Source organism: Bacillus sp. NP247 (genome assembly GCF_018966865.1).
In the GTDB taxonomy this organism is placed as follows: domain Bacteria; phylum Bacillota; class Bacilli; order Bacillales; family Bacillaceae_G; genus Bacillus_A.
In genome coordinates, this window is sequence record NZ_CP076653.1 from 2,021,519 (window position 1) to 2,034,927 (window position 13,409).

The window sequence follows — 13,409 nt, forward strand, 5'->3', positions numbered from 1 at the left end:
ACATCTCCTTCTAGAATCCGAGTAAGGACCCAACTTGGTATATAATGAGCGTTAATACATAAGCAACAACTAATGGATAAACTACAGAGAAAACTGTCCATTTCATCGATCCTGTTTCACGCTTAATAACAGCTACTGTCGCTAAGCACGGAACATATAATAAAACAAAGAACATAAATGCATACGCTGATAAAGCAGTATAATGTGCTCCCATTACATTTCCTAGCACATCTTCTTTAACCGCATAAATAATCGCCATTGTTGAAACGACAACTTCTTTTGCCAAAAATCCTGTTAAAAGAGATGCCCCAGCTTGCCAAGTTCCAAAGCCGAGCGGTGCGAATAGTGGAGCGATAAATCCACCAATCATCGCTAAGAAACTGTCTCCCATATCAACACCAAATCCTGATGGACCTGCATAGTTTAATAACCAAATGACAACAGAACCACCGAAGATGAATGTACCCGCTTTACGAACAAATCCTTTACCTTTCTCCCACGTGCTGAGCCATAACGTTTTCGCTTGCGGCACACGGTAAGGTGGTAGTTCAATTACAAAAATAGATTTTTCTGCTTTTAAAATAGTAAGAGACATAATTTTTGTAACAAGTAACGCAAGAACAATACCTGCAACATATAAAGAAAATACAACAGTCGCCTGACTATGAGGGAAGAACACTCCCGCAAATAATGCATATACAGGTAAACGTGCTGAACAAGACATAAATGGAGTTACTAAAACTGTAAGTAAACGTTCTTTTTCCTGTTCAATCGTTCTCGCTGCCATAATACCTGGAACGTTACACCCAAAGCCGATAATCATCGGAATGAATGCTTTTCCGTTTAAACCGAAAAACTCCATAATTCTATCCATAACAACTGCAATTCGTGCCATATATCCTGAGTCTTCCAATAATGAAATGAAGAAGAATAGTGCAAAGATTTGCGGAACGAATACTAATACCGCACCAACGCCAGCAATAATACCTTCTGTAACGAGTGCTTGAATAAAGTCAGAAGCGCCAACACTTGTGAGCCCAGCTGTAACCCAATCAGTAAGTTGTCCGCCAAAAAATCCATCAAGCATATCCGATAAAGGTGTACCAATCCACGTAAACGTAACCTGAAAAATGAAAAACATAACTGCTAAAAAGATTGGAAGTCCCAAAATTTTATGTGTAATTAACCTATCAATTTTTTCCGAAAAAGGAATATTTCCTTCTTTCTCATGCTTCATAACATTTGTTTTTAACTTTTCAATATACGCTTCACGAGTCTTGTAAATGTGCTCCTCTAACGTACAATCAAGTTTTCCATCTAAACGAGATCGAATGGCTATAAGTTCCTTATAAATTGGTAATGCTTTCATTTCTTTTTCTACTACTTCGTTATTGCTTAAAAATTGTAAGGCTAACCATCTTGGATGCTCATAATTCGCTTTCTCTAAAAGAGCGATTACCTCTCCAATCCCTTCATCCATTTGTACACCATATGAAATAATGAATGGCTTTTTCTCTTTTTGTTTCTCTTCATGAAGAGTAGCAAGTAATTCTTCACAGCCTTTTCCGCTTCTTGCAACGACAGGAACGACTGTTACACCTAATATTTCTGATAATCGTTTTACATTAATAACAATTCCTCTTTGCTTCGCCACATCAATCATATTTAAACCAATTGAAACTGGCTTACCAAATTCAAGTAATTGTAATGTTAAATGCATATTTCGCTCAAATTGCGAAGAATCCACTATATTTAACATATGATGAAATTCGTCTGTTAGTAGAAAGTTTGTAACGACACCTTCATCACGTGAAACTGGATTTAAACCATAAACGCCTGGTAAATCAATTAGTGTTCCTTGCTTATCTTTTAATTTACCAACCTTCTTTTCTACTGTTACACCGCTCCAATTTCCTACATATTCATAAGAACCAGTGAGTGCATTAAATAATGATGTTTTCCCTGTATTCGGATTCCCTAGCAAAGCAACCTTATTCACGCTAATTCCACCTTTATCATTTTCGCGTCACAATGACGAATACTAATTAATTGTCCACGACACTCCAATGTACAAGGACCTTTAAACATCGCTTTCTGTTTCAGGCGAAGTTCGCTTCCTTCCGCGAGACCGAAAGCAGCCAGTCTACGCTTTAATAACTGATCTAACGACTGAATACTTTTTACTAACACTTTCTCGCCAATTTTAATATCTACTAAGCTCATAACCTTCCCCCTCAGAAGAGAATGATAATTATTTTCAAAAAAATTATATCATACTCTATTTCACTTGGACTATATCTTTTTGCTTCATATTTATTAACATTTCAATACAATTATATTTCAATAATTGTCATACAAAGTTTATTTGCCATTCTCATCCATTTCACTTACAATAAACAATAGCAAATAAAGAATCTCGTTATCACAGGGGGAGCCTTACCGCTGAGAGGGAACACTTCGTTCCGACCCTTAGAACCTGTTAGTTAATGCTATCGCAGGGATTGTGCAAACGTCCGAAATACATACCTCTTTTTTATTTACGTATTTCGTATCCTCCTATGATAATGTTCTTTTTTGCGTCACTTGGATTTAGGGGGAGACAACATGCGTAACACTAATTTACAAGCGATGATCGAATCTGCAATTCTTGCAGCCTTCGCCTTGGTTATCGACATTTTACCACTATCACTTAAACTTCCAACAGGTGGTTCCATTTCATTTGCTATGATTCCTATTTTTATTATCGCATACCGCTGGGGCTTCAAAATGGCTTTCTTAGGAGGCTTAATTTGGGGATTATTACAAATTGTCGTTGGAGATGCTTACATTTTAACACCTATTCAAGCATTCATTGAGTACTTCGTTGCTTTTGCATTCATTGGATTTGCTGGATTATTCCATCGTCCAATTCAAAAAGCTCTTACCTCAGACAACAATAATGCAGAGCATTCAAGTTTGGGTAGTCGCAAAGATAAACCTAAACAAAACAAAGGAAAAAAAGCACTTGTTTACATTATCCTTGCCACATTTGTCGGCAGCTTTGCGCGCTATTTCTGTCACTTTATTGCTGGTATTATTTTCTTTGGTCAATATGCACCTAAAGGACAATCAGCTGCCTTATATTCCTTAATTGTAAACGGTAGTACTATGATTGGTTCTTTCATACTATGTACTGTATTACTAATTCTTTTATTTACAACTTCACCACGCTTATTCAAAAGCATCAGTGCTTATCAAATGAATTCACAAAAAAAGGGCGCTTAACTTAGCGCTCTTTTTTTATATCAAAATTCTCAATGAGTAATATCAATAATAAATACAATAAATGCACAAAGAAAAATAAATACCATCACACCTAGTAAATTGCTATTCACGGCTAATCTACTCCTTACATAACCTCTTTTTCTAACCAGATTATATCTCTTAAAAATAAAGATTAGGTAAAGATAATATGAAAATAACTTAAAAAAAAGCGTAGCATGTATGATCTACGCTTTTTTCGGCAAGTAGAAGTAAAATAACACCCCATCTTCTGTATTCTTTACTCCATATTCAACATCGTGTAGTTCTAAAATATTCTTTGAAATGGCAAGCCCAAGCCCCGTTCCACCTTGTGAACGATGACGCGCTGCATCCACGCGATAAAAACGATCCCAAATTTTATCTAATTGCTCTTCTTCAATGTGAGTACCTTTATTTTCAATACACACTTTTATACGATCCTTCTCATCTACTGTAGAAATAATGATATCCTCTTTATTTGGTGTATAACGTATGGCATTCGTAATGAAGTTCACGATAACTTGTTCAATCCGACTTTGGTTTGCAATCACTTCAAATGAACGTATATTTTTATGAACACGAAGTTCTTTTTTCTCTATCTCCACAGAAAGGTATTCGCATATATCTTCAATTGCTGTATCAATATAAAATGAATCTTTTTTCATTTTATATGTACCAGATTCAAATTTAGCTAATTCAAGCATATCCAAAATTAACGTATCCATTTTGTCTACTTCTCGTTCCATTGCTTGAAAATAGTAGTCTTTTTTATGTTCAGCTACCCCATCTTTTAAAATAGAAATACAGCTTTTCATAATACTTAACGGTGTTTTTAATTCATGTGAAACACCAGAAATGAATTCTTTCCGCGTCTTTTCTAACTTTCTTTCCTTTTCAATATCTTGTTCTAGCTGTCCAATATGTGAATGTAGTTTATTAGATAGTGTATTAATATTTTGCGATAAATCACCAATTTCATCTTTTGAAGTAATCGGGATTTTTTCTGTAAAGTCTAAATGAGCTATTTTTTTCGTTGTATCATTTATTTTTAGTAACGGTTTTGCAATTTGTTTTGAATAATAGAACGAAGCTAGAAAAATAAGAACGACTACAAATGCAATGATGTATATGTAATAATCTTGTACCATTTGTACAGCCTCATCTACTGGTTGTAAAGAAGCCATCGCATATATATATGCTACTGATCCGTCTTTTTCTTTTATTGGTTTAATTAATAATTTATATTTTATATCATTTTTTTCATGGTCCATTATTTGTGTTGAATACTGTATATGATTACTCTCTTTTAATAATAAATCAGTTTGAAATTCCTTTATGTTATCTAAGAATAAACTATTTTTATAAATTGGATTCACAGGACCTTTTACATCGGGGAACTGTACTTTCGTAACACGTCCTGCTATGTAAGCACCTAATTCCTGAGCACCTTCTTCCTGAACAGCTGGTTTCTTTTCCTTAACAAGTTGCTCTTGAGCTGCTCTCTTTTTCTCCTCATCTAATTTCTTTTTCTCCTGAAACGCTTTTTCTAACGGTTTATTAGATCCACTTAAATTCTGCTTAACTAACGAGAAAGAGAATGGAATAAAACTATCTTCTTTTTTTACTCCAGAAAAATAAATTTCTTGTCCTAAAAACTGATCTACTGCTTTATTATCAATCTCCTCTATATTGATGAGGTTGTATAAGGGCATCTTGAATACTTGTTGTCCAAAGCTCTTCTGTTGCCTACGGTCTATCGTTATCTCAAAATAAAAATCATCCACATGTTTTAAATTTCCATTCTGATCTAATGTCGTAATCCACGTATTATTTTCTCTAAAAAAGTCTTGCTCCAGTTTCTGAATTCCTTCTGCACTTCCTGCATAATTTAAATAGTTCTTTGCAAAGGAATTTAAATTCACTTTAATATCTTCCACTTTTCTATTTGCATAATATTGCTTGAAAAATATCGTTTGTCCAATAAAAATCGTCGCTAAAATTAACATACATAATGCTGTTGTGAGAGTAAATAATTTTAGTACAATCCCTTTTCTCATACATTCCCCTCAAACTTATATCCAGTTCGCACTACAGTTGTAATGTACTTTGCTTTCTCTCCTAATTTATTTCGCAAATTACGAATATGGCTATTAACCGTTCGATCATCACCAGCAAATTCGTATCCCCAAATTCTTGAAATTAACTGTTCCCTTGTTAGTACAATTCCTTGGTTTTTCATGAAATACACTAATATTTCAAATTCTGTATGTGTTAAACTAATGTCTGCCTCATCAACAGTAACAGTACGTGACGGAAAATGGACATGAATGCCATGAATTGATAACGTATCATCTTCATTCTCTAAAGGTTTCTTCGATGCTTTTCTACTTTCTAATAATCGTTTCGCCCTTGCTAATAAAATTGGCGGACTATACGGCTTCGTCACATAGTCATCTGCCCCAAGTTCAAAGCCAAGTAACGTATCATCTTCATCTACACGCGCCGTCAACATAATAATAGGAACCTCGGACGTCTTACGGATTCTTCGGCAAACAGACCATCCATCGAGTTCTGGCAACATAATATCTAGAATAACTAAATCAACCTCTTCTTCTTCAAATACAACTAAGGCTTCTTTCCCATCTCTTGCTTCAAACACTATATATTGTTCACTCAAAAAATAATCTTTTAATATTTCACGCAAAATATCTTCATCTTCAACAATTAAAATGTTTTTTGACATAATTTATGTATCCCCCTCCCGCTTTCAAAAACTACAATTTCACTTTGAATAACTAGCAGTTAACTTCGCCTCAATAATATATCTATCTGGTGCATCGCCTATATAATCAAATGGATAGCAAGTTGTCAGTGTTAATATTGGTTCTTCTTTTTTTATAATAACAGTACGATCATCCGCATGGGTAATCCATGTCTTTTGAATTTCATATGTGTAAGTTTTATTATCATACTCTAAAATAAGAGTATCCTTTTCTTTTAACTCTCCTAAATCTGTAAATACAGTATCTCGATGTCCACTCAGTACAGTATGCCCCCCTCCAGATGGCGTTGTCGTTAAATCGCTAACGAACATACCAACTCCTTTTTTCAGCGTTGCATCATTTGCTCCCCAATATATAGAAAACTTCTTCTTTATTTTCGGTATATTTAACATTGCTACCTTTTCTCCTTCTTTATGTTCTGTTTGAGAAGAAGGCACTTGAGAAGTTACAGGTGTTTCATGAGAAAGTTGAGTATCTTGTATATTTTTAAGGCTCTTTATTTCTTCTTTCGTTAATTCTTGAGCAGAGCTTTTTCCTTTATACCATTCCACAGCGTAATAGGATCCCATGAATAGCCCTATGACCATCAATATGATACCGATATAATTGAGTAACTTCATATTTCATCCCTCCATGCAAAAAATGGTAGGGATAACCTACCATTTTTAATATGTGAAATTATCCCACTCTTTATAGGAAAATATTTTATTTATGCCTTAACTTTATTACGACGATTCAAACCAAATAATGTCCCTATCCCTACAAGACATGCACTTAGCGCCATCATTGCTACATTATTTGATGCTGTATTTGGTAATTTTTCACCTTGTACAACTGGCTTCGCTACTTCTTTTTTTGCCGCATCATTCTTTTGCCCGGCCTTAATTGCTGCTTCTTTTTTTGCAAGAGCTTCCTTTTCTTGTACTTGTGGTGTTACTTCTTTTTTCGCTGTATCATTCGTTTGCCCAGCTTTTATTGCTTCCTCTTTTTTAGCCATATCACCTTTTTCTTGTACTTGTGCTGCTTGCTTTTTCTCTGCATCATTTTTTTGCTGTATCTTAATTGCTTCTTCTTTTTTAGCTTTATCTTGTTGCACTTGCGCTGCTTCTTCCTTTGTTACTGTTCCAGTATCCGCACTTGCTACTGAAGAGTATCCTACTGTTAAAAGTGCCATTGCACAGATTGGTAATAGCTTCTTTTTCATTTTATCTCTCTCCTCTTATACGTTTTACATCACGTCGCATCGGATGTATCACTAGAATAAACAATAGATATAAATATAAGATGCAGATGAAATATATTTCATTTAAAGATTTCATTGTAGAAAAATAAAAAAACATCGCAATATATACGATGTTTTTTTGGGTGTGTGTCTCGATATTTATTTGTTACTTTCGCGTGATTTAGAAGTAGAATAGGCCGGAGTGATAACTAATTGTCTCGGCTCAGTTTTCTTGAAGTGATTTTTGACGTTACACTTACGACGTTGAACAACCCATGCTTTAATAGGATTTGTTAAAATAACTCTTTGCTCTTCGTTAGGGGCCTCTTCTTCCAATCTACAACTTTCGCTCCATTTACGCCATTTCATTGTAAATTTAGAAGAAGAATGATCGTCTTCTCGATCAAACAAGTGCAAAAAATCCATTTCTCCAGCTAGCATTACGGTGTTACTAGTCGCTAAAAAAGAAAAGGTTGTCCAACGTTTCTCCATGCCCTCCTACTCCTTCTTCACATATAGAGTGCCTAAAACTTAATTCACCTAAAATATGCTTGCCTTTTACCTTACACTTATAGTTTATCCAAAACGCTATTACGCAACTATCGATTTGCCTTACAACTACCTTACATTTTTGTAAGAAAAGAAAAAACCTTCATTGTATATACATGAAGGTTTCTCAATTTTTATCTGTATGATCTTTCATATTATCAACTCCAGCTTCTTGTAGCTGTGATATCATGCCATGGGAAATTGCACCTAATACTAAAGTCATTCCAATTAGTGAAATGCGAATTGCAGGTACATCAATTATGTAAGCCAACAGGCCAAGAACAATTGTTAATAGTAATGCTTTTATAAATGTTGCACTTGTATACTGTTTCTTTTTCATCATAATCACCCTTTATGGAAGCGTTCTCTTAATATATTTAGTATATCATATCATCAGATGATTTTGCCGTTGTTTTTGTAAAAAATAACTACCTTCTTTGACTTTTTCTATTCTATCCTTTACAGTCGAAATGTTCACAAGTTTTACACTGTAGGAGGATTCAAATGAAAATTGAAATAAAAGACACTTTAATTTCTGAAGAACAATTACAAGAAAAAGTAAAAGAACTAGCGCTCCAAATCGAACGTGATTTTGAAGGAGAAGAAATCGTTGTAATCGCTGTATTAAAAGGATCTTTCGTATTCGCTGCTGATTTAATTCGTCACATTAAAAACGAAGTAACAATCGACTTTATCTCTGCATCTAGCTACGGAAATCAAACAGAAACAACTGGAAAAGTGAAACTATTAAAAGATATCGATGTAAACATTACTGGAAAAAACGTAATTGTCGTAGAAGACATTATCGATTCTGGTTTAACACTTCACTTCTTAAAAGATCACTTCTTCATGCATAAACCAAAAGCATTGAAATTCTGTACGTTACTTGATAAACCAGAGCGCCGTAAAGTGGACTTAAAAGCTGAATATGTTGGCTTCCAAATTCCAGACGAATTTATCGTTGGCTACGGTATCGACTGCGCAGAAAAATATCGTAACTTACCATTTATCGCTTCAGTTGTAACGGAATAATAAAATAAAGTGAAACTTTGATCAGTGGTTTTTTTCTCCCACTGATTATTAGCCTTCACCAATCGGGCTTTTACGGGCAGTTAATCTCCCACCTGACTTCCTCGTATTCGGCGAAATTTGAGGTGGGAGTCTTACTGCCCGTTAAGCAGGGTAAACTTCCATCAATTACTGATGGAAGTTTATTTTCTATCACAATTCGTAAAAGACAAAGGGAGAGAATAAAAATGACAAAGACAAAATTTGAAAAATTACTCCTCATCGTAAATCCAAAAGCTGGGCAAGGCGATTTACATACAAACTTAACGAAAATCGTACCACCACTTGCCGCAGCTTTTCCTGACTTACATATCCTTCATACGAAAAAGCAAGGTGATGCAACAAAATATTGTCAAGAGTTTGCTAGTAAAGTAGATTTAATTATCGTCTTTGGTGGTGACGGAACTGTATTTGAATGCACAAACGGCTTAGCCCCTCTTGAAACTAGACCTACACTTGCAATCATTCCAGGCGGAACTTGCAACGACTTCTCTCGCACACTTGGTGTTCCGCAAAATATTGCAGAAGCAGCGAAACTCATTACAAAAGGACATGTAAAACCAATCGATGTCGCAAAAGCAAATGGACAACACTTCTTAAACTTCTGGGGTATTGGACTTGTCTCTGAAGTATCAAACAATATTGATGCAGAAGAGAAAGCAAAGCTTGGTAAAATTGGTTACTATTTAAGCACCATTCGAACTGTTAAAAACGCTGAAACATTCCCAGTAAAAATAACTTACGATGGACAAGTATATGAAGACGAAGCTGTCCTTGTTATGGTTGGAAACGGCGAATATCTTGGCGGTATTCCTTCCTTTATTCCTAACGTAAAATGTGATGACGGAACACTTGATATTTTCGTAGTCAAATCAACAGGCATTCAAGCCTTTAAAGATTATATCGGAAAGAAATTATTTGAAGACACAAATGAAAATGACATCTTCCACGTAAAAGCAAAGTCCATTCATATTGAAACAGAAGAAGAAAAAGAAGTAGATACAGATGGAGAAAGTTCGCTTCATACACCTTGTCATATTGAGTTGTTACAAGGGCACTTTACGATGATTTATAATCCTGTGTTTGTGTAATCACTATTTCGCTATAACTTTAATAATTACTAAACTTCGCATTTTTCAAAAAAATATAGTATGATGAATAAATAAAAGGTTGTTAACAAAAATCGTTAACAACCTTTTTTGTTTTTTCTAAAAAACTTTTCAATTTAAAGGAGCAATCACATGTATTGGAGAAAAAATGATAAACCTGTGGAAGAACCAGAAGGAATTGCTGTATGGGAATGCGAAGCAAGCGACTGTCTTGGATGGATGCGTAAAAATTTTTCTTTAGAAGATAAGCCGCAATGCCCATTGTGTAAAGGTGACATGAAAAGCGGTGAACGATTACTACAGAAGTTATAATACCTCTCCCTCTTTATCTTTTATATACTGAAAAAATAGAGGATTTTGTTTCTCCCTATCTACAGTACAAGTTGCTTCCTAATTACAAATAATGAAAGAAGCAGCTATTACGTAGAATAGCTGCTTTTTTGAATTTATAACTTCTTCATCGCTATAAATTCCATATAATATTTCCCGAAATTTGTTTCTATTCATTGTCCCCCTTACTCACTACGTACTACACTTCTTTCGGAAGAACAATTTTTTTATACAGTTGAACTGTAATGAAATAATAAACCACGTAAATGAATAAGAAAATAATAATCGGCAGCCAAATACGGAAATATGGATTATCTATTAAGAACGAGAATATGTTCATTCCAACTAATACGTGCATTATACCTACAATCGCTGGGAACAAGAAAACTAAAAGTAACTCTTTATAAATTGATTTCGTTAATAGCTCATAACGTACACCAATTTTACGAAGCATTTGATAGCGAATAATATCTTTTGAAGCACCAGAAAGAATTTTAAACATTAAACAACTTGCCAACATTGCTAAGAAAGCTATGCCTAAAAAAAATCCCATAAATACTGTTCCACTGTAAGTACTGTAATATCCTTCATACAGCATATATTTACTTAAAAGATGTACTTCTTTCATATCTTTATATTTAGCTAGCTCTAATTCATCGATTTTTTCCCATTCTTCTTTATACGTTATAAAATTGTCCGTTTTCCCCAGTATTATAATTTCTTCTTTACCTTGTATCCCGTCATACATCTTTTGATCTACAATTTGTATCTTTTGACTAGGATTCATATATGTCTTTTGAAGAGACCTTAAAACATTTGCCCACTCTTCTGGAACTACATTGGTATTATCCTCGTTTTTTTCTTGGCTATGGCTTAAAACGGCTCCGACAATTAGCTCCCTCGAAACAGGAACGAATCGGCTACTATTCCCGTCTTTTCCAGTAGGTGTTAGCGGACGATTCCTTTCTAAATCTTCTTTCAATTGGTAAATAAACTGCTCATCTACTTTGTATCGATATTCGTTCTTTTCTTTAAATGTAATACTATCTAATATTTTCTTTTCTTCTGCTGTGGGATTTTTAATTTCGACATCATAGTATTCTGCACTCTCCACCATATTTGTGACATTATTTTTTAACGCCATACCACTGGAGATTGCACCCGCACCGAGAGCCACTAACATAGCAACTGTCGCTAATACTTTCGTTAAACTATTAATAGAAAAACTTAACTGTGCAAACGTAAACGCATTGATTCCTTTTTCACTACGATTTTTATTCGCTTTTAGTTTGTTAATAATAATGGGAAGGAATGATGCAAATAGCATGTAAGTTCCTAATGTTACTGTAATTGTAGCAATGATAAATCCTGATTCCTTTAACTCTTTCATATAAATCATCGAAGCATAACCAACTGCTAATAAAATAATTGATAAAAGTGCTACTATATTCGTTAGTTTTCCTTTAGTAGGTGTACGCTCTTTTTGACTATTGGAGTGAACGAGTTGTAATAGCGAATTACGCACTAGTTTCATACCATTCATAATTGCGGACAACATAAATAATGCAATGAAAAAGATGAAAGTAACAATAATTGATGGTACATAAAATGCATGATAACCACCGCCAGTAAATTCTAGTTCCTTCATCAGTAAATGTCCCACGCCTTGCGCCAAGATTATACCGACTATCACACCTACTATAAGAGATACTATTCCTAATACAATTGTTTCAATAAACATGAGCAATGTAATTTTATGCTTTTTTGCCCCTAATACCATATACATACCAAATTCTTTTTGCCGAAGTGATAATAAAAATGAGTTGGCGTATAAAATATAAAACAATGTAATAAACCCTAATAAAAATGAGCCCGTTTGGAAGACTGAAAAAATCCCATCCATAGAATTCCCTTCGATAAATGTTTTATTTAACGCTAACGTTTGAAACATATAAAAAATTGAAATAGACATAATAAGCCCAACTAATAAGATCATATAGTCTTTTCGTTTACTTTTTAGTCCTGACATGGAAAGTTTAAATAACATGTTGAACCTTCTTTCTTATGCTTTTGGTGTGCCTAAATCTGCAAGCACATCTAAAATTTCTTTATAAAACTCTTCACAAATACCTCTGCGATAAATTTCTTTATACAGTTCTCCGTCTTGGATAAATAAAATACGTCGGCAGTAACTCGCACTAAATGGATCATGTGTAACCATCATAATTGAAACATCCTGCTCTTCATTTAAGTTGGTCATCGCCTCTAATAAACTTTTCGCATTTTTAGAATCAAGCGCTCCTGTTGGCTCATCTCCTAAAATAATTGCTGGCTCATGTACAAGTGCACGAGCCGCTGCCGAACGTTGTTTTTGTCCACCAGATACTTCGGACGGATATTTTTGAAGAATCTCTGAAATCCCTAACATTTCTGCTACCTTTTTCACCTTTGATCCAATTCTTTTCGATTGAGTACCTTGTAGAGAAAGCGGTAATGCAATGTTTTCATAGATTGATAAATTTTCAAGCAAGTTAAAATCTTGAAAGATAAACCCTAGTTTCTTTGAGCGAAAATCAGATAATTCCCCTTGCTTCATTTTCGTAATATCTGTTCCAGCAATTTCAACAATTCCACCTGTCGCTTTATCTAATGTAGAAATTACATTCAATAATGTTGTTTTCCCTGAACCAGATGGTCCCATAATCCCAACGAATTCACCCTCTTGAATCGAGAACGATACATTCTTTAGTACATGCGATTGGCTCTCACCTTTTTTACCGTATACCTTTTGTACATTCTTTACCTCCACAACTGTTGCTTTCATATATATCCTCCTACACTTCTTTTTCCTATTTTTATTTCCCTTACATATTTTCCGAGCATTTCTTAACCCATTTCTAAGTATAGATAGCATTTCTTAATAAATAGCAGCGGATATTCTTAACATTTCTTTAAGAATATGAAAAAGCCCCAAAGCTAGTAGCTTGGGACTTTTGATTTCTATATTCTATTTTTGAGTAAGAAATAAAGACTTTATTTCTCCTCTTAATCTTACTCTACCTAAAA

General features: G+C 34.3%; 14 protein-coding genes and 1 riboswitch. Of the genes, 4 read left to right on the top strand and 10 right to left on the bottom strand.

Going from position 1 to position 13,409, the window contains the following annotated elements; all coding sequences use genetic code 11:
• Positions 1 to 10: 10 nt before the first annotated feature.
• Both feoB and KPL75_RS10705 read right to left on the bottom strand, forming a co-directional pair.
• Positions 11 to 1,999: a ferrous iron transport protein B gene (gene feoB, locus KPL75_RS10700; protein WP_219920645.1), complete on the bottom strand. Its 1,989-nt coding sequence runs from the start codon at positions 1,997 to 1,999 to the stop codon at positions 11 to 13.
• Positions 1,996 to 2,223, bottom strand: coding sequence for a FeoA family protein (locus tag KPL75_RS10705; protein ID WP_000060512.1), 228 nt, complete (start codon positions 2,221 to 2,223; stop codon positions 1,996 to 1,998). Before KPL75_RS10705 ends, feoB begins: the two co-directional genes overlap by 4 nt.
• Positions 2,224 to 2,417: 194 nt before the next feature.
• Positions 2,418 to 2,519, top strand: a riboswitch (TPP riboswitch).
• An 85-nt stretch (positions 2,520 to 2,604) separates the two neighbouring features.
• Between KPL75_RS10705 and thiT the strand changes: the two genes are divergently transcribed.
• Entirely contained in the window at positions 2,605 to 3,264 is a 660-nt protein-coding gene (gene thiT / locus KPL75_RS10710; RefSeq protein ID WP_219920646.1) for an energy-coupled thiamine transporter ThiT, read from the top strand.
• Positions 3,265 to 3,488: 224 nt separating this feature from the next.
• On the opposite strand, the gene KPL75_RS10715 is transcribed toward thiT, so the two are convergent.
• From KPL75_RS10715 to KPL75_RS10740, 6 genes are all read right to left on the bottom strand, one after another.
• Positions 3,489 to 5,339 (bottom strand): sensor histidine kinase, encoded by a 1,851-nt coding sequence (locus tag KPL75_RS10715; protein ID WP_219920647.1) that lies wholly within the window; start codon positions 5,337 to 5,339, stop codon positions 3,489 to 3,491.
• Positions 5,336 to 6,025 carry a response regulator transcription factor gene (locus KPL75_RS10720; RefSeq protein ID WP_219920648.1) on the bottom strand — a complete coding sequence of 230 codons (690 nt, stop codon included), beginning with the start codon at positions 6,023 to 6,025 and terminating at the stop codon, positions 5,336 to 5,338. Before KPL75_RS10720 ends, KPL75_RS10715 begins: the two co-directional genes overlap by 4 nt.
• Positions 6,026 to 6,064: 39 nt before the next feature.
• On the bottom strand, positions 6,065 to 6,685 hold the full coding sequence (locus KPL75_RS10725) for a class D sortase (RefSeq protein WP_219920649.1): 621 nt from the start codon (positions 6,683 to 6,685) through the stop codon (positions 6,065 to 6,067).
• Positions 6,686 to 6,774: 89 nt separating this feature from the next.
• Positions 6,775 to 7,269: an LPXTG cell wall anchor domain-containing protein gene (locus KPL75_RS10730; protein WP_219920650.1), complete on the bottom strand. Its 495-nt coding sequence runs from the start codon at positions 7,267 to 7,269 to the stop codon at positions 6,775 to 6,777.
• A gap of 177 nt (positions 7,270 to 7,446) precedes the next feature.
• A complete protein-coding gene (locus KPL75_RS10735) occupies positions 7,447 to 7,779 on the bottom strand; it encodes a hypothetical protein (RefSeq protein ID WP_219920652.1) in 333 nt (110 codons plus the stop codon).
• Between the two features lie 184 nt (positions 7,780 to 7,963).
• Complete coding sequence (locus KPL75_RS10740) at positions 7,964 to 8,179, bottom strand: hypothetical protein (protein ID WP_219920653.1); 216 nt, start codon at positions 8,177 to 8,179, stop codon at positions 7,964 to 7,966.
• Between the two features lie 161 nt (positions 8,180 to 8,340).
• Between KPL75_RS10740 and hpt the strand changes: the two genes are divergently transcribed.
• The 3 genes from hpt to KPL75_RS10755 all read left to right on the top strand — a co-directional run bounded on the left by hpt (position 8,341) and on the right by KPL75_RS10755 (position 10,325).
• Positions 8,341 to 8,868 (top strand): hypoxanthine phosphoribosyltransferase, encoded by a 528-nt coding sequence (gene hpt, locus KPL75_RS10745; protein WP_000687586.1) that lies wholly within the window; start codon positions 8,341 to 8,343, stop codon positions 8,866 to 8,868.
• Positions 8,869 to 9,092: 224 nt separating this feature from the next.
• Positions 9,093 to 9,995, top strand: a complete 903-nt coding sequence (locus KPL75_RS10750) for a diacylglycerol/lipid kinase family protein (protein WP_219920654.1) — start codon at positions 9,093 to 9,095, stop codon at positions 9,993 to 9,995.
• Between the two features lie 150 nt (positions 9,996 to 10,145).
• Positions 10,146 to 10,325: a cold-inducible protein YdjO-related protein gene (locus tag KPL75_RS10755; RefSeq protein ID WP_219920655.1), complete on the top strand. Its 180-nt coding sequence runs from the start codon at positions 10,146 to 10,148 to the stop codon at positions 10,323 to 10,325.
• 217 nt (positions 10,326 to 10,542) lie between these two features.
• Here KPL75_RS10755 and KPL75_RS10760 read toward each other — a convergent pair whose 3' ends face one another.
• Both KPL75_RS10760 and KPL75_RS10765 read right to left on the bottom strand, forming a co-directional pair.
• Positions 10,543 to 12,390 carry an FtsX-like permease family protein gene (locus KPL75_RS10760; protein WP_219920656.1) on the bottom strand — a complete coding sequence of 616 codons (1,848 nt, stop codon included), beginning with the start codon at positions 12,388 to 12,390 and terminating at the stop codon, positions 10,543 to 10,545.
• 15 nt (positions 12,391 to 12,405) lie between these two features.
• The gene (locus KPL75_RS10765; RefSeq protein ID WP_219920657.1) at positions 12,406 to 13,167 is read right to left on the bottom strand and encodes an ABC transporter ATP-binding protein; all 762 of its coding nucleotides are present in this window, start codon (positions 13,165 to 13,167) and stop codon (positions 12,406 to 12,408) included.
• Positions 13,168 to 13,409 lie beyond the last annotated feature (242 nt).